This is a genomic window from Bdellovibrio svalbardensis (assembly GCF_029531655.1).
Classification (GTDB): domain Bacteria; phylum Bdellovibrionota; class Bdellovibrionia; order Bdellovibrionales; family Bdellovibrionaceae; genus Bdellovibrio; species Bdellovibrio svalbardensis.
On sequence record NZ_JANRMI010000002.1, the window covers coordinates 52,180 to 77,020 of the forward strand.

Here is a 24,841-nt window from a genome sequence, read left to right on the forward strand (position 1 = left end):
GAACTCCTAAGTTTTGTTGAACAGATGCGGAATTAATTCCGAAGCTCCATTCCAGATAATTTGAATACCCAGACAAAGCAGGATGAAAGCAGACATACGAAGAATAACAAGAGTGCCAATCTCACCGATGCGTGCAACCAAACGGTCTGCAAAGCGGTAACAAATATAGACGATGACCGAGACAATGAATAATGCCAGCAGGCTTGCGATCAAAATGATTTCTTCTTTATTGCCTTCGCTCTTTTGATTGGCACCCAAAGTGATGGCAACCGATACGCTTCCTGGTCCTACGCTGAGTGGGAAAGTAAGAGGGTAGAAGGCACGGCGAGAATACGCAGCCTGTAGTGCCTCGGGATTTTCGATAACTTGATGGGGATCTGCAAACTGAGTGCTTTGGGCTTCATTGGTTTCTAAAAGTCGCCAACCCGTCATGCTGACGAGAAGACCTCCACCAATCTGCACTGCTGAAAGTGAAATGCCGAAGAACTTCAATAAGTAGGTTCCGATGAGCATGGAACCGATTAAAAGAAAGAAACCATATGTGGCAATTTTTTTGGCGAGGATTTTTCGATCTTCTTTCGGAATATCTTGAGTCAACGATAGAAAAATTGGCATTTGGCCCATCGGATTGATTATGGGAATTAGAGCCGCAACCACTATAAAGAGATCTTTAAAAAAGATCACAAAATATTCTTTGAGCATCCCTTACAGGAGAGCTTTAGGAGAGGATACTGTAAAGGGAATGTCCGGTTGGCTGCAAAAGGACAGGGGAGCATGAAATAACACGGTGTATTGCCAAGAATTCTCATGCAACTTCACAGCTCGTTTGCTAATCGTTTGTGCCATGAAACTTGAAATGACCCCACTCCCAGACCGCCTAAATAGACCTGAAGTTGTAGAGAAATCATGGGTTGTAACACTTTCTGGAAGCCGCTTTAGTATCTTGAAGCCGGAGCCAGAAGCGGTGAAAATCGAAGACATCGCATGCGCATTAGCTCGACAAGCTCGTTTCAACGGACACACTCGATTTTTCTATAGCGTGGGTCAGCATTCTTGCTTGGGCGCTCAAGTCTCGCCAACCAAAGATGTGGCCTTACAGATGCTTTTCCATGATGCAACGGAAGCTTATGTTGGGGATCTGGTTTCACCTGTAAAGGCTTTATTGCCCGATTTTGAAATCATCGAGTCGCGCATTCACTGGGCCATCGCGCAGAAATTTGGTTTGGAATATCCAATGCCAAAAATCGTAAAGCAAATTGATCGTCGTTTGCTGGCAACCGAAATCCGCGATTTGATCACCAAGGATCTTAAATCATGGAACATCAAAGAAGACGAACCCTTCGACTTCCCAATCATTCCATGGCCTCCAGAGGTCACCGAAGCTCGCTTCCTGGAATTGGCTCGCGAACTTATGAAATAGGTACGGACACACTTATGGTGTCGCAAGTGCGTTATTGATTGTTGAATAAAAAAAAGGTCGGTGATGAACCGACCTTTTTTAATTTAAAGATATGAGTAGGACAAAGTCTTTGTGTGACGCAACTGCGACACCATAAGTGTGTCCGTACCTCTTAAGCGCCTTTTTGTTTTGGCACTTTCGATTCGTCAACTGTGATTTCGATTTCAACGCGACGATTTTTTGCCAAAGCATCTTTCGTCTTACCAGCATCTACTTGATTTTCAGAGCCCATGCCGATTGATGAAACAGTGGCTTGCGGAATGCCTGCAGCAACAAGTTGCTCGCGAACGGCGTTAGCGCGTTTTGCAGAAAGAGGCTTGTTCACTTTGTCTGAACCAGTGCTGTCTGTATAACCTTTGATCGTCAACACGTTCTCTGGATATTTTTTCATGATCGCTGCAAGTTGATTGATGTTTTCTTTCGCTTGCGGCTTCAAATCAGCTTTTCCAGTGTCGAACAAGATATCGCTTTTAAGCTTAGTCACAAGACCTTGCTCTGTTCTTTTTGTTTCTGCGATTTTCTCAAGTTCTTTTTGTTGCTTGTCCAAGCGGTTGCCGATCAAACCACCCACGCCAGCACCCAAAGTGGCGCCGATCAAAGCACCTGCATCGCGGTTGCCAGTTTGATGGCCAATCACGGCACCAGCAATACCCCCAGCAAGAGCACCGATTCCAATACCCGCCGTTGTTTTCTTATTTTCTTCCATCGTTGCACATGCACTAAGTAGCAAAGCAATCGCACTGACCATAACAATCATTTTTTTCATTTGAAGGATTCTCCTTAATTTATTGAGCCTTAACATTATCTGGAATTTAACATATCGGACGCAAGAGGAAGAACGCCGCGTCCAGACAGATGATTCAAACTAATACAATTGCGGTCCAACTAAACTTTGCTTTATCGTTAAGAGGGCCGGTCTAAACTCCAGAGTTCTTTTTTGGAGGGGCTAAAATGAAAGGGATTTTATGAGAAAAGCTTTAACATCTTTGGTGGTTTCGCTAGCGACCTTCGCAAGCCTGGCACATGCCGACGAACGTTTGATCATCGTTGGAGGAAGCGCTGAGAAAAGTCTGGATCCTAATATGGTGATCATGAATGTAGAAGTCTGGAGTAAGGCACCGACGGCTAAACAGGCGCAGCAGTTGGCTGCGAACCAGTATAAGCAGGTTAAAAAAACCTTCGACGATTTCAAAATCAAAAAAGAAGACATTCAGACTGATAATTACGCTTTGAATCCGGAATATATTTACGATCAGAAAACTCAGCAGAATAAAATGGTCGGGTTTCGCGTGGTCAACAACGTCATTGTAACATTCAGAAAAGTCGACGAGGCAGGAAACTTCCTGGATGCGCTGGTTGTTGAAAAGAAGGGGACAGATTCTGGCGTGAATGTGAACAACATCAACTGGGATTCAGATCAACGATCCAAAGTTGAAACAGCAGCCTTGGCGGATGCCGTTCGCGCAGCTAAAATCAAAGCAGAAGAGATTGCAAAAGCGGCCGGTGTGAAAATCAAAAATGTTGCAAGAATCAGCCACGGAGCGACCAACATCAGGCCTCCAATGCCTATGGCTCGCGGTGGATTCGCAATGAAGGCAGCGATGGCAGACAGTGCTCCCACAGAGCTTTCCGCAGGGCAAATCAAAGTCCGCGTCGACGTAACCGCAGAATACGAAATCAACTAGAGGTACGGACACACTTTTGGTGTCGCTCGTGCGTTACTAAATAATGAATAAAAAAAAGGTCGGTGATGAGCCGACCTTTTTTATTTGATAAACGAGAGAGAGATACTTTTTTCATGACGCAGTTGCGACACCAAAAGTGTGTCCGTACCTATTTCGCAACAGCTTCTTTTGTTGGGAACAGATAAGTGGTCGTCATGGCATTTTTCTCTGTGATGGAGTGGATCTCGTAGATCTCGATCAAGGCGCCATCTTGTTGAAGTTTGTTTTCCTTCATGAACTCATTCACGCGAGGATAAACTTTCAATGGTCCAATGCCAGGGGAGCCCGTGAAGGTTGCGATCACGTATTTCTTCGCAGCAAACTCGCCAGTCTTGAAATCTTCTGGCAAATTCTTAGGGTATTCGTCAACGATACAGCCGGCTTTTGCGCGCAGGCGAGCTTCTTCAGTTACTTGTGGATCGTCCATGTACTCGCCGAACGTTCTGCCGCAAGGCTTGCCTTCCTTAACGAAGAACTTTTCCACAACTTCGATGTCTTTGTTCATCTTGTGGTAAGGACCGATGTGATCGATGTAAACGATCTTGAAGGGACCTTGTTCACCTTGAGTGATATCAACGCCTTTAAAAGCGCCAAGATAAGTTGAAAGATAAACGCCAAAGGCGATGATAGCGGCAAGAACAAATACCAATACGTATTTCATTTTACTTCCATTTAATAGAGCAGCCCATTGAGGCTGTCTGGTCTTCAGACACTGTTTGGCCCTTGAGAAGGGTTTGTACAGCATCGTACAATTCTCTTTTAGTAACACGAGCGGCATCTTTCCATGAGTCATCAAGACGTCCGCGATAAACTAATTTCAAAGCTCCATCGTACACAAAGTAGTCTGGAGTGCAGACTGCGCCAAAAGCATGGGCCACAGTTTGCGATTCATCATGCAAGTAGGTGAACGGGTAGTTCATTTCTTTCGCACGTTTTTGCAAATTCTCGAAGGAATCTTCAGGATGATCGGCAGCATCGTTAGAACAGATTGCCACCACATTGACGCCATCTTTTTTAAGATCGGCACCAAGCGCTATCAAGCGCGATTCAATAGCTTGAACATAAGGGCAGTGATTGCAGATGAACATCACCACCAAAGGCTTCCCATTTGAGAAATCCTTAAGACTGTAATTCTTCCCATCGACTGCAGGCAGAGTGAAGTCAGGACATTTGTTTCCCAGTTCAGGAAATGGAGTGAATGTCAGTGCCATCGGAAACCTCCGTCTACAAGCTCATCCAGTTGATTTTTTTAGTCGCTGTGAACAAGCTGCCATCGGCTTGCATTCCTGTGTAGATTTCTTCCAGCAAAGGATGCAAATTCAAAGCTGTCAGCAAAGATAGTTGATCTGTAGGGCTCAAAGGCTCTTCGCAATAGGAAACGGCGATCGTCAATTCAAACAACAAGCGATCCAAGAATGCAGTGTAGTCTTGACCCAATAGAGGAGCACCTGGTGGCAGCTCTTCAATCAAGCTTGTTGCCGTTTCCACAGATTCTGGAGAAGACGTGACGTTGAGACCCAGTCCAATGATCAAACGCACTTCATCGCCTTGGATGACATTCTCAACCAGGATGCCCGCGATTTTTTTATCGCCGATATAAATATCGTTGGGGGCTTTTAAATTCCAAGCAAGGAAGGGCCACGTTGAAGAGCAGGCTCTGTAAACTGCCAACCCCACCAAACAAGAAGTGGTCGGTTGAGGCTTTGTCGCCAAAAGATAGGACCATGAGCTCAACAATGAACTTCCTGGGCGGCTGTCTGTCCAAGTATGAGTGCCACGACCGCGACCCGCAGTTTGGTGGTCTGTGAGATAGAGACATAGAGATTCCGCTAGAAGCTCTTCTTCGAAGGCTTCTTCTTTGGCCAGATTATTGGTGCTGTCTACTTGTGGTTGGTAGGTCACAAAGACATGATTGTTCTCCGCCCACTGCGAAGTCACTTTACCAATTTTGATATCTGCTAAAGGCGTTTCCACTATTCCTCCCAGGCGAACACAAGACTGACGTCAGCCACGGGTGCTGAGTGAGTTAACGCACCCACTGAGATATAGGTCACACCCAACTGCGCCACAGAGTGCACGCGATCCAAGTTCATATTGCCGCTGGCTTCAGTGACCACGCCCTCAGGAATGATCGCCAAGGCTTGCTTCAACATGTCGTTGTTCATGTTATCCAAAAGGAGGTGAGTTGCATTCAATTCAATGGCTTCTTTGACTTCTGCCAAAGTGCGAGTTTCCACTTCAATTGGCAAATTGCTATGTTCACGCACGCGAGTCACAGCCGCTTTCAGGCCGCCGGCCAAGGCGATATGATTGTCTTTGATCAAGATCGCCGTGCTGAGATTCATGCGGTGATTGACACCGCCGCCGTGAACAACAGCGCGCTTTTCAAGATCGCGGAAGCCGGGAGTTGTTTTACGAGTGTCGAGAATTTTGGTTTTTGTGCCTTCCATTTTTTTGACAAAGCGACGAGTGAGAGTCGCGATACCAGAAAGATGGCCCAGGAAATTCAAAGCCACGCGTTCAGCTTTCAAGATTTGCACAAGATCGCCTTCGATCGTGCAGATGATTTGACCGTTCAAGATCTCATCGCCTTCTTCGAAGTGCCATTTCACGCGAGAGTTTGGCTCAAGCAATTGCATGGTTTGTTCAAATGCAGCGGCACCTGAAAGAACGATGTCTTCCTTGGCTTTTAAGCGGGCGCGGCCAGAGCGAGGTTTTAGCGCCAAAGATTCAGTAGTGACGTCACCATGTGGCATGTCTTCTTTGATAGCGGCGCGAATAAGATCAATTAAATTCATTTAGGACCTCTGGTCTGCACTCCGACTTCGTCGGAGTAGTTTGCTGACGCGAGAGGCGGCGACAGCCTTAGATAGATTTATCTGTGTCGCGAAGGATTTTGTTAATCTCTTCACGCACGATGCGTTCTGCGATCTCGGGAATGACTTTCCAGCAAATGGCTTCGATCATTTCGCGAGCTTCCTCTCGAACAATCTTTTCCATCATATCGGCTTTCATGTCACCTTGAGATTGAGTATTGGGCTGAGCAGCAGAAGGACCCTTCTTGAGGGATTCCATCATTTGATCTTTAACTGATTTAGAGACAGTAGAAACCAAAGCCTGGGCAGACACAGGTTGAGCTGTTCTTGGTGTCGCTGCTCTTTGACCTTGCGCTACAGCGGACTCGCTTGCCGGAGCTTTAGCAGCAGGGGCAGGCTTCGTTGCAGAGGGCTTCTGAGTCAAATCCGGTCCCATGGCTTCGTTTTCGTGGAAGCTCACTTCCTCGAAATCGCCTGAGACCTCAAAGTGCGCATTCGCAAGATCATCATCTTGCGGAATCACAAATTTAGAAGCGAAGTCTGAGCTTTCAGCTTCTGGGATATTGATTTTGAATTTTGTTAAGTCTTGATGAGCCCAGCCACCTTCATCATGCTCTTCTTCCGCTTTCGGAGAAGTCAGTGGGACGGCAGAAAACTCTTCATCGGGAAGTTCCAAAGGATTGACGTCTTCATCCTCAATAACTGGGATGGCATCAAATCCAGCAGCGCTATCCTCTGGAATAGCATAAATTCCAGACTCTGTGTTCACTGCAGGAATTGCTTCAGCCGGCGTTTCTTCAAAGTCAGGCATATCCGGAAAGCTCAAGAAGCTGCTAACAGGGTTGGTGCTGGCTTTTTTAACAAGAGTATTTACAAGATTGCGCAAGTGATCCGCATCGAAAGGCTTTTCAAGGCGGCCATTGGCTCCAGATTGGGTGATTTTGCTTTCATCGACTTCCATGAAACCACTCCACATCAAAACGACGGGAATGTTGGCTGTTTCAGGGTCATTTTTTAATTCAAAAGAAACTTCATAGCCGTTCTTTTTGGCAAGAAGCACATCGGCAAACACAATATCTGGTTTGAAACTTTTCGCGACACCAAGCACGTCCAAGCCCACAGGCACAGACTTCACATCGACTGCGAAATCTGACAAAGCCAGTTGCATGACCTTTTTAATTGTGGAACTCTCATCTGCTAGCAAGACGCGTAAAGCCATAAGGAAAGTTAAATAGTATTTTCACATTGAGTCAAGACATAATACCAGTATGAACCGCATCGACCGTTACACATCATGGCTTTTTTGGGGCTACTTCATTGGTGGCCTTTTGGTTTTCTTGACGCTTTTCACAGCAGTGGATGCAATGTCGACGCTGGCTTCGTACAAGGCCGTAACCCCTGAGACTCTCTTTAATTATTATATCTACTCATTCCCAGAAATCATTCAGAAGCTTTTGCCCGTCGCCTGTTTGATGGGCACAATTCTGACCCTCACGAATTTGAATAAAGCCAATGAACTCGTAGCGTTATTTGCCAGCGGAATGAGCCTTTTGCGCATTTCGACGCCCATCCTGGCGTGGGTGATTTTGTTATCAGGCTTGGGGTACATGGCAGGGGATCGCATTGTTCCGACGGCGATCAAGCAAAAGAATTATATCTTTTATTATGATATCAAAAAAGAGCCGCATCGCTTTTCAACGGTGAAAACTAATAAGATTTGGTACCGCACCAAAGACGCTATTTTTAATATCAAAACTTTGAGCGCCAAAGGTGATAAGGCTCAAGGCCTCACAATGTACTTCTTCAATGACAATTGGGATCTAGTGCAGATGATGACTGCCCATGACGTTGAAATTAAAGGCAGCCAATGGCTACTGCAAAATGGAACTGTCACGGTCTTTAGCAAGGACTCCAGCTTCCCTCTGACCAGTCAGTTTAAGAATAAAAGCATCGTGATGGCGGAAGATTCCAAGGATCTGCAGAGCGCCGGTCAAACAGCCAATATGATGACGCAAAAGGAATTGGAGCACTTCATCAATAAGAACAAGGACGCGGGTTTGGACACGGTGGCCTATGAAGTAGATTATCATTCCAAAATCAGTTTCGCCTTTGCTGGCCTGGTCATGTGTCTTTTAGGCATCCCTTTTAGCGTTGGCAGAGCCCGTTCTGGCGGGACGATGCTAAACGTGGGTATTTGCCTGGGGCTGGTTTTTGCTTACTACGTCCTCTATTCGTCGGGAATCACTCTCGGGCAGCATGGAACCTTGCCTCCGTTGGTGGCAGCTTGGGCCCCGAATTTGTTAATGGGGCTCTTGGCCTTGGTCCTTCTCAAACGTCTAAAACGCTGATATGATGGGGCCTTCTTTGGAGGTCCTTATGATCATGAAAATCCTCACATTCCCTGACCCACGTCTTCGCGAAGTTTCGAAGAAAGTGGAAACGTTTGGCCCGCATTTACAAAAGCTGGCCGATGACATGATCGAAACAATGTACGATGCCCATGGTATCGGTTTGGCGGCCCCGCAAGTGGGGGAGTTGATTCGTATGGTGGTTATCGACACTCGTCCTAAGGACGACAAAGGTCGCCGCTATAAAGATGAAGAGATGTCTGAGCTGGAAGCTTCTGTGAAGCAACCGTTGATTCTGATCAATCCTGAAATCGTTAAAGGCGAAGGCAAGACGACCTATGATGAAGGTTGTTTGTCAGTACCTGGTTATTTCGAAACTGTTGAGCGCAATGTTGTCGTTGAGTTGAAAGCTTTTGACGTGAACGGCAAAGAATTCCGCGTAAAATCAGACGGTCTTCTTGGCATTTGCATGCAACACGAATTGGATCATTTGGAAGGAACTTTGTTCATTGACCATTTAAGCTTCGTGAAGAGCAACAAAATCAAAAATCAAATTAAGAAACACGGCTATCCACCTAAGAAAACCGAAGAAGGTGAAGAGGGTGAAAAATCCAAATCATCTGATTCAGAAAAGTTGGAAGTGTGAGTAAGGTCCGCGTCTGCTTTCTGGGAACCCCAGAATTTGCTGTTACATCTTTGAAGGCCCTTCTTGCAGACGAACACTTTGAAGTGGTCGGCGTTGTCACTCAACCGGATCGTCCTGCGGGAAGAAAGCTTCAGCTGACTCCCAGTCCGGTGAAACAACTGGCTCAAGCACATAATTTAAAAGTATTAGCTCCAGAGTCCTTAAGAAAAGATCCGTCCATGTTGCAAGAGATTCGCACATGGGGAGCCGAAGTTGCCGTCGTTGTGGCCTTTGGACAAATCCTCACGCAAGAATTCCTGGATGCCTTCCGCTTTGGCTGTGTAAATGTGCACGGTTCGGTGTTGCCACGTTGGCGTGGTGCCGCGCCCATTCAGCGCGCGATCGAGGCGGGTGATGTCGAATCTGGCGTGACCCTGCAGAAGATGGTTAAGAAATTAGATGCCGGTGATATCATCGGCATTCGCAAAGTCAAAATCACTCCCGAGATGAACGCCTTGGACCTTCATGATCGTTTGGCAGTTCTCGGTGCGGAACTACTTAAAGTGGAATTGATGGATTATGTGCGCGGAAATCTGGCGCCGATTCCTCAAGATGAATCTCAGGTGACGATTGCGCCTAAGATTGAAAAACATGAATCGCAAATCGATTGGTCGACATCGGCCAAGGCGATTGACGGAAAAATCCGTGGCTTCGTTTATGGCCCGGGCACTTATACTTTATTGCAAGGTAAGAAACTGAAACTCCATAAGGCGACCCCAGTTTCTGGAGCGGTCACGGTGGAGCCTGGAACAGTAACCTCCGTGCATCCGGATTATTTCTCAGTGGCGACCGGCGATGGCATTTTGAAAATTTATGAATTGCAGCCAGAGTCTCGCACGCGCATGTCGGTTGTTGATTTCCTAAAAGGTCACAATCTGAAAGTGGGAGACAAAGTCGGTGTCTAAGAAAATGCCAACTAAAAAACTGGTTGCTCCCTCTATTTTAAGTGCGGACTTTGCAAATCTTGAAAAAGAGATCAAAGCAGTTACAGAGGCTGGAGCCGACTGGATTCATGTCGACGTGATGGATGGACATTTTGTTCCCAATATCACGATTGGTATTCCGGTGGTGAAGTCTTTAAAAAAGGTTTCATCGATTCCTTTGGACGTGCATTTGATGATTGAAGAGCCTGAAAAATACATTGAGCAATTTGTAAAAGCGGGTAGTGATTATTTGACGATTCATGTGGAGTCGACCAAAGATCCTGCGGCAGTATTAAAGCAAATTCGTGCTTTGGGGGCTAAGGCGGGAATCACTTTGCGTCCTCGCACGGCGGTTTCTGAAGTTCTTCCTTTGTTGCCATTGTGCGATTTGGTTTTGGTGATGACGGTGGAGCCAGGTTTTGGCGGGCAGTCTTTCATGCATGATCAGATCGCGAAAATTTCAGCTCTTCGTTCTGAAATCGAAAAGCATCAATTGAATTGCTTGATTGAAGTGGATGGCGGGATCAATGCGGAAACAGCAAAGCTTTGCCACGAAGCCGATGTGTTCGTGGCGGGAAGTTTTGTTTTCGGCAAGGACTACAAGAAAGCCATCGTCGAATTAAAAGAAGGCTGATTGCCATTTTCCAAATACACAATCGATTTTCCATCTTGAAGTGCCAGTAAGGCACTCTCAAGTCTGCGTGCGGCCGCAACGGTAAGCATTGAAATGGCCTTTTCAATATCGACAAATTTGAAGTCTTTGTAGTCAGTCGAGATTTTGATTTGCTGGACCTGATGTTCGGTCAGTTCTTTGACCTCGAATAAGAATTGAAGGTATTCGCCTTTGACGTCTCGATTGGGAATATAGTCCACCGCGATCAGTTGCAGGGGGTCAATTTTTAAGTTCAGTTGCTCTTTAATTTCACGATGAAGGGCCTCGAGCGGGGATTCTTCGGCTTCTACAGTGCCTCCAGGAAGGAGCCACTCAGAACTATATACAGGCTGCATGATCAGGATCTGGCTTCTATAGAAAATCAGGGCTCCTGAACCCACTCGCTTGCGAGGCAGAGAGGCATAGTATTCACTGTCATTGTCATACGGATGCTCCATAAATACCTCCTTGTATTCGAGACCAAGGGCTACCTAGCCAGTGAGCCAATTTGCTTCGTCATTTGCCTTCTATTGTTTGACGATTGCCATGCTCCTATTCAGAATTGTAAAGGAATCTGAACAGCTTTTGGGTTACAAAAGGAGAAACAATTTTTATGAACAAGTTATTAATCTCTCTGGCTCTTATTCTTGGGTTTTCTGGTGTTGCACACGCGAACATCATGATCGAGCCGTATCTTGGTTACGAAACTGGAAAGAATACCGATCCAGATGGAAAAACCAGCGGTACTGTTATTGGCGGCCGCTTGGCTTACAAGGCTCCTGTTATGTTTTGGGCGGGTTTAGATGGTGCTTTTGAAACGGGTACAAATAAACCGGATTCAAATGCGCTCACTAACTCTGATTTTAAGCGTACAACTCTTTACGCAGTTGTAGGTGTTGATTTGCCAATTTTGTTCAGAGTGTGGGCTGGTTATGGCTTCTCTGATGAACTAAAGCTTGAAACGACTCCTTCAATGAAGGGCACTGGAACCAATTACAAATTTGGTTTGGGTTTCACGGCATTGCCATTTGTTTCTTTGAACGCTGAGTACATCAAAGGCAAACTCACTGGCGGCGACATTCATGACAACTTCCCTGACGCTCAAAACGAATCAGTGGTGCTGTCAGTCTCTTTGCCACTCGTTTTCTAGTCCAAAACTAATAAATTGCGATCACCAACAAAGGGAAGGCCCAAAAGCCTTCCCTTTCGCATTTCTAGGGTACGCCGTACCTTTTTGCGATGCGGTGAGTGAAGCAATTGGTGCCAGGCACCTTTTGCTTGATGCGGCGGGCCTCAAAAAGGTACGGCGTACCTTTTTGCCATGCTGTGCGCTAGGATGCCGACTCTAGTTTTAAGGAGTTTGGATATGCAGATCACTGGTGAAAATATCACTTTAGAGAACCTCTATGCGGCAGCTCACAATCCTTCAGAGAAGGTGGAGTTGGCAGCTTCGGCGAAAGCGCAAATGCAAAAATCTCGCGACTATATTGAAGGTCGTATTGCGAGCGGTGAAGTGATGTATGGAGTGAATACAGGCTTTGGTGCTTTTTCTTCAGTGCGTATCTCTGATTCTGAAATCGAGCAGTTGCAAAGAAATTTGATTCGCTCTCACTCCATGGGGATCGGTGCTCCGTTTACGAAAACGGAAACTCGCGCGATGATGATGCTTCGTGCGAATGCTTTGGCTAAAGGCCACAGCGGTATTCGTCCCTTGGTTGTTGAAAAGATCTTGGAGTTTTTGAATAACGACATCATTCCGGTGGTGCCATCGCAGGGTTCTGTAGGGGCGAGCGGTGACTTGGCGCCGTTGTCTCACTTGGCATTGACTATTATTGGTGAGGGCGACGCTTGGGGCGAAGACGGCAAGATCGTTCCGGTTCAAGAACTTCTTAAAAAGAAAAACATCACGCCTCTTGAGTTGAAAGCCAAAGAAGGTCTTTCCATGATCAATGGTTGTCAGGTGATGACTTCAATTGGTTTGCTTTCTTTGTGGGAGGCTCGTCGTCTTTTGTGGTTGGCGGATTTGGCCGGGGCGATGTCTTTAGAGGGTTTGCGTGGTTCACGTAAAGCCTTTGATCCATTGATCTCTGCAAGCCGTCCGCATCCAGGTGAAGCGAAAACTGCACGTAACTTGATGAAGTTGATGGGCGAGACGAGTGAAATCGGCGAGAGCCACTTGATTGCGGATACACGCGTTCAAGATGCTTACTCTCTTCGTTGTATGCCAGCGGTTCACGGAGCGGCAAAGGATGCTCTTCGTTACATCGTTAAGGTTTTAGAAACTGAAGCAAATTCTTCTACCGACAATCCTTTGGTGTTTGCGGACGCGAACAAGGTTTTGTCATGTGGAAACTTCCACGGGATGCCAGTGGCGCACGCGATGGATTTTGCGGGGATTGCATTGAGCTCTCAAGCAAGCATCAGTGAGTGCCGTATTTCTAAAATGATCTCGACACAAATGAGTGAGTTGCCTCCGTTCTTGACACCAAATGGTGGTTTGAACTCAGGTCATATGATCGTGCAAGTGGCGGCGGCATCTTTGGTGAGCGAAAATAAAGTTTTGGCTCATCCTGCAAGTGTGGATTCAATTCCAACGTCTGCGGAAAAAGAAGATCACGTTTCTATGGGAACGATTGCGGCAAGAAAGTTCGCGCAAATTCTGCGCAATGCTGAAAACGTCGTTGCGATGGAGTTGCTATCAGGTTGTCAATCATTGGATTTGATTGCTCCGTTGAAGCCGTCAGCAGCGGTGAAAGCAGCGCATGACCATATTCGTAAAACAGTTCCATTCGCTAAAGAAGATCGTATCTTCTCGAAAGATGTCGAGGCCATCAAGGCGATGATGACTTCCAATGAGCTTTTGACTGTTGTGCAAAACGCAGTCGGCGAATTGGAATGGTAGGCTGGTCTTAAATAATAGATTTTGAAATTGAAGGGGGAAACATGTCTCGCGTAGTAAAAGCTCCTACTGGAAATAAAATGGTTTGTAAGGGCTGGTTGCAAGAAGCCGCTTACAGAATGATTCAAAATAATCTGGATCCAAGTGTGGCAGAGCGCCCAGAAGATCTTGTTGTCTATGGTGGTATTGGTAAAGCGGCCCGTAACTGGGAATGCTTTGATAAAATTTTGGAAGCTTTGAAAGAGTTGGAAAACGATGAAACTCTTTTGGTGCAGTCTGGAAAGCCTATCGGTATTTTGAAGACTCATGAGGATGCTCCGCGCGTTCTTCTTGCGAATTCAAACCTTGTTCCGAAGTGGGCAACTTGGGAAGTCTTCAATGAGCTCGATAAAAAGGGTTTGATGATGTACGGCCAAATGACCGCAGGTTCTTGGATCTACATTGGAACTCAAGGCATTATCCAAGGGACTTATGAGTCCTTCGTTGAAGCCGGTCGCCAATACTTTGGCGGAAATCTTAAAGGCCGCGTGATTTTAACAGCAGGCCTGGGTGGAATGGGTGGCGCCCAACCTCTAGCGGGTGTTTTCGCAGGCGCTTGCGTGCTTGCAGTTGACGTTGATCCTACTCGTATCGAAAAACGTCTTGAAACAAAATACGTTGATGAAGTGGCGACAGATATCGACGATGCGATCGCTCGTATTCGTAAATATACCGCGGCAGGGGAGGCGAAATCCATCGCTCTTCATGGCAACATGGCCACTGTGATTCATCAATTGATTGAAAAGAATTTCACTCCGGATCTTTTGACGGACCAAACTTCCGCACATGATCCACTCGTGGGTTATATTCCTGAAGGTTACTCTGTAGAAACTGCGAAAGAGTTCCGCACCCGTGATCAAAAAGCTTATCTAGAAGCAGCTTATGCTTCGATGGCAAAACATGTTCGCGGCATGCTTGAAATGAAAGATCGCGGTGCCGTGACTTTCGACTACGGTAATAATCTTCGTGCACGCGCTTTGGAAGCGGGCGTGACAAATGCCTTCGACTATCCAGGCTTTGTACCGGCGTTCATTCGTCCATTGTTCTGCAAAGGCAGCGGTCCTTTCCGTTGGGTGGCTTTGTCTGGTGATTCTGAAGATATCAAGGTGACGGATCAAGCGATGCGTGAACTGTTCCCGCACAAAAAAGATCTTCTTCGCTGGTTGGATATGGCGGAAGAGCGTATTGCGTTCCAAGGCTTGCCAGCTCGTATCTGTTGGTTGGAGTACGGTGAGCGCGCTCAAGCGGGCTTGATGCTCAACAAACTTGTGGCTGAAGGCAAAGTAAAAGCACCTATCGTGATCGGTCGTGACCATTTGGATTGCGGTTCTGTCGCTTCACCAAATCGTGAAACAGAAGCGATGAAGGACGGTTCAGATGCGGTTAGCGACTGGGCATTGTTGAATGCAATGGTGAACACAGCTTGTGGCGCAACATGGGTGAGCTTGCATCACGGCGGTGGTGTGGGCATGGGTTACAGTCAGCATGCGGGTCAAGTGATCGTCGCAGACGGGACTGAAAAAGCCGCGCGCAGACTTGAAAGAGTTTTGACTGCGGATCCAGCAATGGGTGTCTTTAGACATTTGGATGCGGGCTATGAATTGGCGGCCCAGGTCGCTAAAGAGCGTGGCGTTCACAGTCTTTGGATTTAGAATTCCTTGTCTCTGATTTCGTCAGAGAACGGGATGTCCAAAAAAATTAAAATTATTTAGAGCCGATTCCCTGAGTTGTTTACAAGGGGGATCGGTTTTTTTGTATGCGTCTAAACATAAATTGAAATCAAGAATCTACTCACCACATGGGACCGTGTAAACTTAAAGTCCCAGGAGGTTGTCGTGGTGAATTTCAATATCGGTAACAAGCTTGCCTTGTTTTCTTTTGCCCTAACTTTTTCCCTTCAAGCCCCAGCTGCAGATTTGGTTCGAGTGGGGAATTTAAAGTTCGCCCATTATGGAGCCATTAGCTACATGGCAGAGATTTGCGGCAAGTATGATTTGAAAATTCAAGAGCGGGTATTCGCTAAGGGTCTCGACATCATGCCAGCGATTATTGCTGGCGAGATCGATGTCTCGGCCAGCGCTGCGGATGCGGCGATTGCCGGGCGCGCGAGTGGTGTTCCCATCTTTGCCGTGGCAGGATTTGCCCAAGGGGGCGCACGCATTGTGAAGCGTCCTGATTTGAAAATTGATTCTATCAAAGATTTTAAAGGCAAGAAAGTGGGCGTCGCCCGCGGTGGAGCCCAAGAGCTTTTACTTTTAGCCGAGCTGGGCAAAAACAACCTCACTTGGTCTGATAAGCCTGGCAAAGATGTTCTGATCGTTTACATGGCGTTCGCCGATTTGAACCAAGCCTTGATGCAAAAAAATATCGATGCGATGGCACAGAGTGAACCTCAAGCGTCCCAAGCCATAAATAAAGGTTTTGGTGTGGAATTGATGAAGCCCTACGACACTCCGATGGGAGAACCAATCAGAACATTGGTCATGACTGAGAAAATGTACAAAGAAAAACGTCCGGTGGCAGAACGCTTTATGAAGTGCTTTGTGGAGGCGACAAAAACCTTCATCGAAAAACCGGAGGTGGCGCAAAAATTCGTCGTCACTAAAATGTTTAAAGGCCAGATCACTGATCAGGATTTTAAAGATGCGATTGGAAATTCCCCTTACACCTATGATTTGACAATTGAGCACATCCAAACGACCACGGACTTCATGCAAAAATACGGAGTCGGCCGTATGCAAAATCCTCCAAAAGCCGTCGACTGGGTGAAGTTGGATTTATTGGCAGAAGCCAAGAAGGCCATGGGCGTAAAATAGATCGAACAGGCTAAGGAGTGTTGAGATGGGCAGACTTAAAGGTTTTATTGTTCCTGCCATCGCGGTGATTCTTTGGGAGATAGTGGTGCGTGTGGGGTGGGTGAATCCCCAAGTGTTGCCAGCGCCGTCAGCGGTCTTGGTGCGGTGGTACCAATATCTAAAACCTCTTCAACCTTACGATCCGGCAGAAGGATCGTATCTGGCCTGGCTTTTTTCAGGTGAATTGATCCACGATTTGTTGGCCAGTTTCTATAGAGTGGCCGTGGGCTTTTCAATTGGCGCGGGACTGGCTTTGCCACTCGGGCTTTTAATGGGCTCCAGCAAAAAGGGTTATGACTATTTTAATCCGCTGATTCAAGTGCTACGTCCGATTCCACCGATTGCCTATATTCCTCTTTCAATCCTGTGGTTCGGTTTGGGAAATCCTCCGGCGATTTTCTTGATTGCCCTGGGTGCCTTCTTTCCGGTTTTGATGAACACCATTGTCGGAGTTCGATCGGTCGATAACATCTATATACGGGCGGCACGCAATATGGGCGCGGGATCTTATACCATGTTTACCAAAATCATGGTTCCGGCGGCCATGCCTTATATTTTGAGCGGCATGCGCATTGGTATTGGCACTGGATTTATCTGTATGATCGTTGCAGAGATGATCGCGGTGAACAGCGGGCTGGGCTATCGCATTCTTGAGGCACGTGAATACTTTTGGTCTGACAAAATCATTGCGGGAATGTTCTCAATTGGATTGTTGGGGCTTGCGATCGACACGGCGGTTGATCGCTTGAACAATCACTTGCTGCGCTGGCATCGAGGTCTGGAGTGATGGCACAAATTGAAATTGATCATGTTCATAAAGTTTTTAAGACAGCGGAGCAACAGGATGTTGTTGCATTGAGAGATATTAATTTCTCAATAAAAGAAGGGGAGTTCATCTGCCTTCTGGGGCCTTCCGGTTGTGGCAAGAGCACTTTGCTTAATGCCATCGCGGGATTCTCGTTGCCCACCGAAGGTGATGTTCGGGTTCACGGAAATATCATCAAAGAGCCGGGCCCGGATCGTGGGATGGTCTTTCAAGAATATGCTCTCTTTCCGTGGATGACGGTTGAAGACAATATTGTTTTTGGTTTGAGGATTCGCAATGAAGATCCGACTAAAATTGAAAAGACACTGACAGAGTTGTTGCAGAAATTGAAGCTGACAGAATTCCGCAGTCGTTTCCCTAAAGATCTCTCTGGTGGAATGAGGCAGCGTGTGGCGATTGCCCGTGTCTTGGCTTTGGATCCACCGATTATGCTAATGGATGAGCCTTTTGGAGCACTTGATGCATTAACTCGACGAAGCTTACAGGATGAGTTGGTTAAAATTTGGAGTGAAACCAAAAAGACCGTTGTCTTTGTCACTCACAGTATGGAAGAGGCCATTTATTTGGCGGACCGAATTGTGGTTATGACCTATCGGCCAGGCACCGTAAAAAAAGATATTGCCGTCAATATCCCTCGACCGCGCAATCCGACAGACACGAAGTTCAATGATCTAAAAAAAGAGCTGACAGAGTTAGTGATGGCTGAACAAAACCGCTTCCAAGAAGCTCAGGTCCGCGGCTCCACTGGGGACTAAGTCCCATCACCTGTGGGCGTTAATCTTCAGTGATGTTGCTGGTGGTAATGCGGCTGCGACTGGCACGCAGGGCTTTTTTAAAGAAATGTTTAATGATGAATCCCAAAGTCGTGAAGAGAGCCCCTAAAGCCATGGTCGTCAGACTGGAAACCAAAGCCAATTTGGCAAAGTCATAAATAGATGGAGCCTCTGCATAAGTGAGCTTTAAAGAGTTTCTAATGAGCAGGGGAAGAATGTATCCCATAGTCACCAAGACTGAGTTTTCAATAATGTTCACGAAGCGATGAACATGCAGGCCGTTCAACAAGAAAAGAAGACAAAGAAAATTGACAGAATCACCAACCAGGGTGATCGGGATGGCTTGATAGACCAGAACTAAAGATCCGGAAAAAAAAAGGGCGTAGTATATCCATAAACTTCTATCGTGCAAAAACGAGCCGTTTTTTTGCATGGGCCCTCCTCTGCTAACTACTCTAGCAGAGGCTTTGTCGATTGAAATAGTGTGGCTAGAACTTAATGCAACACCAGACCTAGGTCTAAGGGCACTGACAGTCTTTAAGACGGCAAGATAAAATTTTATTTTGATGAGTGTATTGGAATTCAAACACGTTGTTATTGTGAGTTTCGAGTGTGACCGTTCCACCATCTTTTAAAAGAAGTTGTGATTTCACTTCATGGCCTTCGACTTGTCCCATAGCCAGCAAAGAATCCAGTGTCTCAGTCCCTTTCAAAGGTACTGGTTCTGGATAACCTTCAGCATCGACGCTGAATAAGCGGAGCTCTTTTTTGTTTTTAGAGTTGGTGTTGTCGGAGTCGACAACGTGGATGCGACGTTTCGATCCATCTTTCAAAAGCAGATGAAAGTTTTCAACCGAAATGTCTTCACTTTTTACGCCGATAGATTTGCGCAGATATTCAATCAATGCTTCCGGAGTTGCAATCGCTTGTGCGGCAATTTCAGGAGCGCAAGTTTTCAATGAATCCAAGAATGTGTCTTTGTTTTCAGCCGCAGATTCTGGAGCAGAATCGCCCGTCGTTGGCGTGGGCTTCACTTGCTCCTCATAGGCACCAGTGTTGGAGTTTGAATCGCGAATAACAGCGGCAGCGGGAACGCTGCCATTTAATTGCTGTTGTTTCTCTTTAAAAAGAAGATGCAGGAAATAATAGTCTGCGAGAACGCCCAAAACAAAAAGTACAACTACTGCAGTTATCCAAGTTTTAAATTTGATCGGTCCCATATTCCCTTTTTAGTTTTGGTTCAAGTCAGGAGTCCAAGAGTCCCATGACTGACATGATTTTGCACGCTGCGAAGGTCCACGGAGGTCGCCCCAACGGTATGACCCTTCATCATGGGGATTGTTTGAAATGAGGCCTGCCGACAAACGGCGTTTGAACTCAGCCACATCCATGCGTTTTCCCGGAAGATATTCCGTCGTGCAAAGAGATGCAGAAGTGATTCCTTGCGGGGCCATGTTCTGAGTTTCAGCGGCGATTGAGCTTTGAATCATCGGATAGATTTTTCCAAGTTGCGCTTTCATCTCTGCAGACAATTGATTGCCACCGTTTGCTGCCAGGATTTCGCGGTAAGCTCTTCTTAATGCAACGAAATCATCGAATGCACGTTGGTCACGGTTTGGTGTTGAGTAGGTGTCGTAAGTTGCATAGTCCATGCACTTTGGATTCTTCTTCAAATAATTCAAACCATCATTGACCGCGGTCACACGACCCGTAAGGTCTTCACAAGTTGTGTTCAACATGCGAGTCATCATTTGCGTGTCAGTTTCTTGGCGCAAAGCCAATTTGCTTTGCACGGTGCGCACCCATTTTCCAAGTGGAATTTTGTACTGCTCTTCGCTGTAGCCTGGAGTTTTCCAAACAGGTTGGTTCAAATACTCTGTCGGTCTCCAGTAACGGAAACCTGCATTACCAGCCGCTGTGAAGTTTTCTTCAAAGACCCACTCAGGATTTGGCCAAGATTGACGTTGTTGCAAGCCTGAACCAGAACTTGCGCCGACAGTGGAATTGTAAACAAGGTGAGGCACACCAATAGACAAGATTTCTTTGATCGTCCAAGAGTGGTGATTTTTTGCGACAGTCAAAATCAAAGAACCTGAATGAATCGCATCGCGGTTCACAGCCACTGGGTAAGTGTCGTTCGGAAGAGAACGCGTGCTGACCGTTTGGAACATGAACACCAGGAAATTACGAACGCGGGAAGTTTCGCTTTGGCCATCCCAACGGCTCATTTTATTAGACAGGGTTTTGCCTGAAGCTGTCGGATCTTGAATTACAAACGGAAGACGATTTTCATAAGCGAAAATCAATCTCATAGAATAAACCGTATCCGCGCAATCCAAGCGAAGACCTGCATAAGGATTGCTTTGTCCGTTCGGTAAAACCGGGCGAGAGAAGAAGTCGACCTGCCAAGAACTGCGAACCCACTCAGCAAAGCGAGCCTCCCAAGTTGGAGACCATTGGTTAACTTCAGTCCAAACGGCAGCTTCGGCTTTGGAGCCAAGGCCCAGAGTGAAGGTGGCAACGAGTGCGAAGGCCAAAATGAGGGAACGAATCATGTCTCTCTCCTAGGTAGTATTACACGCATGGAGGGTTAAGTTGCGGGGGTGTAAGAATCAATGAAATTAGTATATTTCGCTCTGCGCACACTCGAAAATACCGTCGCGGGGCATTATAGTTCCGCGCCTATGCCTAACGTTATGCGAAAAATACGGCTTCTATCTTACATTGTCTTACTTGGCTCGCTGCTTTCCTGTTCCGCGAAGGAGCAACCGGCAACCCGTGAATCAGCCCTCAGCAGCGGATTTAAGATGCTCGATCGTCAACAATATGACGAAGCGATTCAGTACTTCTCAGGGCTCGCTGAAAAAGATCCGCACTATCAAGTCAAACTGGCTTGGGCCTCTGCTTACGCGGCTCGAGCTGGTGTCAAAATTGAAACGATATATGCCTTTGTGACCGCCAAAAATTCAGCGGTACCGAATCTGCAAATTCGCATCAAGGAAGTACCGCTCGATCATCAGACGCGGGGACTGTTGGCGAACCTCAGCACTTACGCGGAGATTTGGAATAAGATTCCCTCCGTTGGGCAGAGCGCCCGCGAAGACTTGCAAAAGGCTGTAGCCATTCTCAAGCAAGATCAAATACCTGGAGTTCGCCTTTATAGCGCAGCTCTGCGCGTAGTGATTTTAAAGTCTTCGATTGAAGAGGGGCTGCGCAATTGGGATCAAAACAGTCGTCGTCGTTTGTGTCTGCATGACGTGAAACCCTATTGGGATTGGGCTCTGCGAGTTCTAGACGGTCTGACTCAACTATCACAGGATTTGGAAGGCGCCTTTCCCTCAAAAAAAGAATTCTCGGAAGCTCGCGTGAATCTTGAGCGCTTACGTTCTGATGCTGCGGCATTGCCGATTCCTGCGGAGGATCAATGCTTCTAAGACTTTTAGTTTTAAGCATTATCTTAATCGGCATTGAGTGGGCGGAAGCCATGGAACTGCCATCTTTTATGCGTGATGGGAGTTCACGCTTTCTATCGCGCTCCTTGGGCAGCGCTTGTTATTCCATGGATAGTGTGGAGCGTGGTCTTCCATGTAATCCTGCGTTTGTCGCCAAATCTCGCGATCCGCGTTTTGATGGAGATCTTTTTTTAGGAAGTAACGTTGAATATCTCAAAGAGGCAGAAAGACTTCTTGGTGGAACGGCAACAGAGGCCGATGTCGCAAGGATTGCGGCCCGCAGAGATTACGCTCAGGCCGAAGCATCCTTAGAGGCTTCCTTTCAGGCAGCAACCTGGGGTGTCTCCATCGAACCGTATCGTTTGATTCTTTATTCTCATATCGAAAATCCATCTTTGCCGGCGGTTGATTTTATCGCCGCTGAACAACAAAGTGCGAAGGCTCAGATCGCAAGCTATGTCTCTCAGAATTTCTATGCTGGTTTGCAATTACGCTATACCCACGTGCGCTTCATCGGTCAGTTTTTTACGGTCAGCGAGGCCTTGGCGGAAAATTCACAGGAGCTCTTTGAAGCACAAACTCAAGAGTTGATCTTCCTGGAGCCGGGCTTTCTTTATGCGTGGGAGGACGCTGCTTGGCAACCGCAAATTTCAGCAGTGCTTTCACAGTGGGGTGTGACCAGTCATAAATCAGAACAGTTTCCCATTAAGCCCGAAGGGTTGTTGGGGGCGTCAGTTAAGCCCCTGGTTCCTTTGGGGTTGCTCGAGGTTGGAACGCAATTCTCTGTGAATGCCAATACGGAAAATCTTCGCGATGCGATCAGGGCGGCGGTCTCATATAAATTAGGAATATTGCAAGCGGTGGTGAGTGCTTCGGAGTTTGATCAGTCAGCCGGTTTTCTTGTGGGCTTCAAGAACTTCACCAGTGGCCTGTCATATTGGAATGAAAACAATGAGCGCGGTGTTTTCATTCAATTTGGAGTGACTCTATGATCCGCGTTTTTTTAGTTTTTCTGATTCTGGCTTTATCTTGTGTGGGCCATGCCAGAGAAAGACAAAACTATTATGATGGCAACGCTCAGTGGAAAGAGTTTCAGCAGTTCGTAGCTGAACAGCGTGCTGAAGATGAAAAGCTGGGCCTGAGTTACATGATCTCAGGGGCGGTCGCCACCATTGGTGGTGTCTATGGTTATTATGCCGCCGAGGAAGTTTTCAGCCGAAGTATGTTTGCGATCACCTCCACGGTCGGTCTGGCTGCCATCGGTTTGGGAGCGAGTTATTATTGGACGGGGAATGAGTATGATTCCCTTTACTATGCTCTGGAAGGTTCTGGTCTGTCCTTGAGTGAACGCAATAAGGTTCTGCAACGTTACCTTGAAAAAGAAAAAATTGAACGCGAGAACCGCAAATGGATTCGCGTGGCGACCCATGCTGTAATTGCGGCTGTGAATTTCTATAGTGCTTCACGAGAAACTAATGACGATGCGAAAACAGTGTTCGTATTTTTGGGCGGCGTAAATGCTCTTATGGCCGTTACTTACAGTTTCTAACTTCTGTTTAAAGTTCCTCCTCATCTGTTTGAAATCCTACTCATCGAAAGTCCAGAACCAACTCTGAGCGGTTTTGCCAGGGGCTAAACCAGTCCGCTTCTAGACCTTTAGTCCTTCAGTTTTGCCCCATATAAGCAGATAAGTCATTGAGTGCTTGCACTCCGGCTTCGCCGGAGTAGGGCCACTGTTCAAGGAGACTGATATGCAACATCCTGGCCGTACATTTTTCGCGTATACATTCTGCTTTTTAAGTTTCGCCGCCTTTGGATACTACCATATGCAATTCAATACGGATGTGTCGGTAGAAACTGTCGACATGGCTTCGAATGTGGAGTTTGAGACGGCGGCTCAATGTGGCGACGATCGAAATTATTTTGAACAAGATCTCAAGAAGATGCCTAGTGACTTTACGAAGACACGTAGAGATGTCGACTCATCTCAGCCACCACGTCAGTGTGTAACCTATATTATGAAAAACTTTATGCCCCTGGATAAGGTATTGGAGTTTCGAGGAACATGTGATTCATTCGACAAGTCTACCAATGCTTATTTAAAGGGCCCACAGAAATTTGCAAAGGCCGCTTGTGTGACAGAGCCTTACGTAAATTCTATTTATAATTCTCTTGTAGATGTGAGTGATTGCTTCAACATCCCTCTTAAAGAGCTTTTACCGAAGCTCTTTAATGAAAGTGGCCTACATGTAAATACCTTGGGCCGAGGTGGTGACGCTGGTGTAGGTCAACTTACAATGGGAGCATTAAAAGATGACGTATTCCAGGAGTATGACAATGCTCAAAACAAACAAACTGAACGATTAACTTCTTATGAGTGGATTGTCCGTGAGATGGGCAAGTCAACCAAGCCTTCTTGCCAAAGGATTAAGGCAAATAAGGATGCTATCAATATTCCTTTAAAAGTAGGGACTCGTTTGTGTTCCAAGGAACAGTTGGCAGAAGAAGAGAAGAACGGAGTCGCAAAAGGAGCGTTACCGTGCTTTGCTGCCTTTACTTACCAAAATAGATGCCTGTTCATGAATGGTCATGAAAATCCTTTAAGAAATTTAGTTGCGATGGCGGTCCTATATAAGAACAATCAACGGAATCTAACTGGCGTTGAGTATATTGCAGGGGAAGATCGTTTGAATTCTCAAGTGTATGTTCCAGGGACTCCATATGGTCGTCACTTTGGGACAAAAAACTTTGTGGAACGCTTTAGACGTCTTGGCATTTCGAATCCCGATCAAGAGGTCATCAGACAGATCATTTTGAGTTTAGGATTTAATATTGGTCTAAGTTATCCAATTAGCTTTATGGATAAATACCTAGATCAGAGGGAGTCTTTGAACCTAAAACTCTCTTCACAAGATATAGATTTTCAAAACACTCAAACTGGTGATTGGGCAGTCTTCACCAATCTAGGGACTTTCTGGCAGGGGCTTTCTGGCAGCGATACTGAGTATCGCGCGGCCTTGAAAAGCTTGGAGGTTTCTTCTAAAGTAAAAGTTGGATATAAAGGCTTGCAGGATGAATACGGGAAGCTGCGCAACAAAGCTCAATTTGAAATAGCAAGACTACCAAAAAATCTAACTGAAGATGAAATGAATAAAGAGCTTCAAACCATCATGCTAAGATACGACCCTCCTCGTCGTGCGATGTTGGATCAAATTTATGCGAAAGCCGGAGTCCTGACTCTGCCAGAGTTTTTCCGAATTGCTCAGGCTAAATTTGTTTCTGGCGGGTCGTTGAAATATCTTTGGGCTTTATCTGAGAAATATAAAGAATTGGATAGAGTATTAGGTCGTGGTGTTTGTACTACGCCAAAATATCTGAAGTTCTAAAGAT

At 46.4% G+C, this 24,841-nt stretch carries 27 protein-coding genes; 16 read left to right on the forward strand and 11 right to left on the reverse strand.

Annotated features, from left to right (window positions below):
* Positions 1 to 6: 6 nt before the first annotated feature.
* Positions 7 to 684 carry a MarC family protein gene (locus NWE73_RS05680; RefSeq protein ID WP_277577322.1) on the reverse strand — a complete coding sequence of 226 codons (678 nt, stop codon included), beginning with the start codon at positions 682 to 684 and terminating at the stop codon, positions 7 to 9.
* A 160-nt stretch (positions 685 to 844) separates the two neighbouring features.
* Between NWE73_RS05680 and NWE73_RS05685 the strand changes: the two genes are divergently transcribed.
* Entirely contained in the window at positions 845 to 1,420 is a 576-nt protein-coding gene (locus NWE73_RS05685) for an HD domain-containing protein (RefSeq protein ID WP_277577323.1), read from the forward strand.
* A gap of 151 nt (positions 1,421 to 1,571) precedes the next feature.
* Here the strand turns inward: NWE73_RS05685 and NWE73_RS05690 are convergent, their stop codons facing one another.
* Positions 1,572 to 2,225: an OmpA family protein gene (locus tag NWE73_RS05690; RefSeq protein WP_277577324.1), complete on the reverse strand. Its 654-nt coding sequence runs from the start codon at positions 2,223 to 2,225 to the stop codon at positions 1,572 to 1,574.
* A gap of 199 nt (positions 2,226 to 2,424) precedes the next feature.
* On the opposite strand from NWE73_RS05690, the gene NWE73_RS05695 reads away from it, so the two are divergent.
* Positions 2,425 to 3,144 (forward strand): SIMPL domain-containing protein, encoded by a 720-nt coding sequence (locus NWE73_RS05695; protein ID WP_277577325.1) that lies wholly within the window; start codon positions 2,425 to 2,427, stop codon positions 3,142 to 3,144.
* 148 nt (positions 3,145 to 3,292) lie between these two features.
* Here the strand turns inward: NWE73_RS05695 and NWE73_RS05700 are convergent, their stop codons facing one another.
* The 5 genes from NWE73_RS05700 to NWE73_RS05720 all read right to left on the reverse strand — a co-directional run bounded on the left by NWE73_RS05700 (position 3,293) and on the right by NWE73_RS05720 (position 7,218).
* Positions 3,293 to 3,844 (reverse strand): GyrI-like domain-containing protein, encoded by a 552-nt coding sequence (locus NWE73_RS05700; protein WP_277577326.1) that lies wholly within the window; start codon positions 3,842 to 3,844, stop codon positions 3,293 to 3,295.
* Between the two features lies 1 nt (position 3,845).
* Positions 3,846 to 4,394, reverse strand: coding sequence for a thioredoxin family protein (locus tag NWE73_RS05705; RefSeq protein ID WP_277577327.1), 549 nt, complete (start codon positions 4,392 to 4,394; stop codon positions 3,846 to 3,848).
* A gap of 13 nt (positions 4,395 to 4,407) precedes the next feature.
* Positions 4,408 to 5,157 carry a biotin--[acetyl-CoA-carboxylase] ligase gene (locus NWE73_RS05710; protein WP_277577328.1) on the reverse strand — a complete coding sequence of 250 codons (750 nt, stop codon included), beginning with the start codon at positions 5,155 to 5,157 and terminating at the stop codon, positions 4,408 to 4,410.
* The gene (gene nadC, locus NWE73_RS05715; protein ID WP_277577329.1) at positions 5,157 to 5,981 is read right to left on the reverse strand and encodes a carboxylating nicotinate-nucleotide diphosphorylase; all 825 of its coding nucleotides are present in this window, start codon (positions 5,979 to 5,981) and stop codon (positions 5,157 to 5,159) included. Before nadC ends, NWE73_RS05710 begins: the two co-directional genes overlap by 1 nt.
* A 67-nt stretch (positions 5,982 to 6,048) precedes the next feature.
* Positions 6,049 to 7,218 carry a response regulator gene (locus NWE73_RS05720; protein ID WP_277577330.1) on the reverse strand — a complete coding sequence of 390 codons (1,170 nt, stop codon included), beginning with the start codon at positions 7,216 to 7,218 and terminating at the stop codon, positions 6,049 to 6,051.
* Positions 7,219 to 7,267: 49 nt separating this feature from the next.
* On the opposite strand from NWE73_RS05720, the gene lptG reads away from it, so the two are divergent.
* Genes lptG through rpe form a run of 4 tightly spaced genes read left to right on the forward strand, consistent with a single transcriptional unit; the run spans position 7,268 to position 10,589 of the window.
* Positions 7,268 to 8,347: an LPS export ABC transporter permease LptG gene (gene lptG, locus NWE73_RS05725; protein ID WP_277577331.1), complete on the forward strand. Its 1,080-nt coding sequence runs from the start codon at positions 7,268 to 7,270 to the stop codon at positions 8,345 to 8,347.
* A 28-nt stretch (positions 8,348 to 8,375) separates the two neighbouring features.
* Complete coding sequence (gene def / locus NWE73_RS05730; RefSeq protein WP_277577332.1) at positions 8,376 to 8,993, forward strand: peptide deformylase; 618 nt, start codon at positions 8,376 to 8,378, stop codon at positions 8,991 to 8,993.
* The gene (gene fmt / locus NWE73_RS05735) at positions 8,990 to 9,937 is read left to right on the forward strand and encodes a methionyl-tRNA formyltransferase (protein ID WP_277577333.1); all 948 of its coding nucleotides are present in this window, start codon (positions 8,990 to 8,992) and stop codon (positions 9,935 to 9,937) included. Before def ends, fmt begins: the two co-directional genes overlap by 4 nt.
* A gap of 19 nt (positions 9,938 to 9,956) precedes the next feature.
* Positions 9,957 to 10,589, forward strand: a complete 633-nt coding sequence (gene rpe / locus NWE73_RS05740; RefSeq protein ID WP_407652941.1) for a ribulose-phosphate 3-epimerase — start codon at positions 9,957 to 9,959, stop codon at positions 10,587 to 10,589.
* Here rpe and NWE73_RS05745 read toward each other — a convergent pair.
* Entirely contained in the window at positions 10,553 to 11,065 is a 513-nt protein-coding gene (locus NWE73_RS05745; RefSeq protein WP_277577335.1) for an NUDIX domain-containing protein, read from the reverse strand. The two genes, rpe and NWE73_RS05745, sit on opposite strands and share 37 nt — an antisense overlap.
* A 155-nt stretch (positions 11,066 to 11,220) precedes the next feature.
* Between NWE73_RS05745 and NWE73_RS05750 the strand changes: the two genes are divergently transcribed.
* The 6 genes from NWE73_RS05750 (at position 11,221) to NWE73_RS05775 (ending at position 17,981) form a co-directional block, all read left to right on the forward strand.
* Positions 11,221 to 11,757, forward strand: a complete 537-nt coding sequence (locus NWE73_RS05750; RefSeq protein ID WP_277577336.1) for an outer membrane beta-barrel protein — start codon at positions 11,221 to 11,223, stop codon at positions 11,755 to 11,757.
* 216 nt (positions 11,758 to 11,973) lie between these two features.
* Positions 11,974 to 13,509, forward strand: a complete 1,536-nt coding sequence (gene hutH, locus NWE73_RS05755; protein ID WP_277577337.1) for a histidine ammonia-lyase — start codon at positions 11,974 to 11,976, stop codon at positions 13,507 to 13,509.
* A 41-nt stretch (positions 13,510 to 13,550) separates the two neighbouring features.
* Entirely contained in the window at positions 13,551 to 15,197 is a 1,647-nt protein-coding gene (gene hutU, locus NWE73_RS05760) for a urocanate hydratase (RefSeq protein ID WP_277577338.1), read from the forward strand.
* A gap of 216 nt (positions 15,198 to 15,413) precedes the next feature.
* Entirely contained in the window at positions 15,414 to 16,361 is a 948-nt protein-coding gene (locus tag NWE73_RS05765; protein WP_407652942.1) for an ABC transporter substrate-binding protein, read from the forward strand.
* Between the two features lie 25 nt (positions 16,362 to 16,386).
* Entirely contained in the window at positions 16,387 to 17,187 is an 801-nt protein-coding gene (locus NWE73_RS05770; protein WP_277577340.1) for an ABC transporter permease, read from the forward strand.
* Positions 17,187 to 17,981 carry an ABC transporter ATP-binding protein gene (locus NWE73_RS05775; protein ID WP_277577341.1) on the forward strand — a complete coding sequence of 265 codons (795 nt, stop codon included), beginning with the start codon at positions 17,187 to 17,189 and terminating at the stop codon, positions 17,979 to 17,981. The genes NWE73_RS05770 and NWE73_RS05775 overlap by 1 nt, the downstream gene beginning before the upstream one ends.
* A gap of 19 nt (positions 17,982 to 18,000) precedes the next feature.
* Here the strand turns inward: NWE73_RS05775 and NWE73_RS05780 are convergent, their stop codons facing one another.
* The 3 genes from NWE73_RS05780 to NWE73_RS05790 all read right to left on the reverse strand — a co-directional run bounded on the left by NWE73_RS05780 (position 18,001) and on the right by NWE73_RS05790 (position 20,554).
* Positions 18,001 to 18,432, reverse strand: a complete 432-nt coding sequence (locus tag NWE73_RS05780; RefSeq protein WP_277577342.1) for a hypothetical protein — start codon at positions 18,430 to 18,432, stop codon at positions 18,001 to 18,003.
* Positions 18,433 to 18,517: 85 nt separating this feature from the next.
* A complete protein-coding gene (locus tag NWE73_RS05785; protein ID WP_277577343.1) occupies positions 18,518 to 19,219 on the reverse strand; it encodes a hypothetical protein in 702 nt (233 codons plus the stop codon).
* A gap of 9 nt (positions 19,220 to 19,228) precedes the next feature.
* Positions 19,229 to 20,554, reverse strand: coding sequence for a hypothetical protein (locus NWE73_RS05790; RefSeq protein WP_277577344.1), 1,326 nt, complete (start codon positions 20,552 to 20,554; stop codon positions 19,229 to 19,231).
* Positions 20,555 to 20,614: 60 nt separating this feature from the next.
* On the opposite strand from NWE73_RS05790, the gene NWE73_RS05795 reads away from it, so the two are divergent.
* The 4 genes from NWE73_RS05795 (at position 20,615) to NWE73_RS05810 (ending at position 24,837) form a co-directional block, all read left to right on the forward strand.
* Positions 20,615 to 21,433: an outer membrane protein assembly factor BamD gene (locus NWE73_RS05795; protein ID WP_277577345.1), complete on the forward strand. Its 819-nt coding sequence runs from the start codon at positions 20,615 to 20,617 to the stop codon at positions 21,431 to 21,433.
* Positions 21,424 to 22,443, forward strand: coding sequence for a hypothetical protein (locus tag NWE73_RS05800; protein WP_277577346.1), 1,020 nt, complete (start codon positions 21,424 to 21,426; stop codon positions 22,441 to 22,443). Before NWE73_RS05795 ends, NWE73_RS05800 begins: the two co-directional genes overlap by 10 nt.
* On the forward strand, positions 22,440 to 23,000 hold the full coding sequence (locus NWE73_RS05805; protein ID WP_277577347.1) for a hypothetical protein: 561 nt from the start codon (positions 22,440 to 22,442) through the stop codon (positions 22,998 to 23,000). Before NWE73_RS05800 ends, NWE73_RS05805 begins: the two co-directional genes overlap by 4 nt.
* 202 nt (positions 23,001 to 23,202) lie before the next feature.
* Positions 23,203 to 24,837: a hypothetical protein gene (locus NWE73_RS05810; RefSeq protein WP_277577348.1), complete on the forward strand. Its 1,635-nt coding sequence runs from the start codon at positions 23,203 to 23,205 to the stop codon at positions 24,835 to 24,837.
* The last annotated feature ends 4 nt before the right edge of the window (positions 24,838 to 24,841 follow it).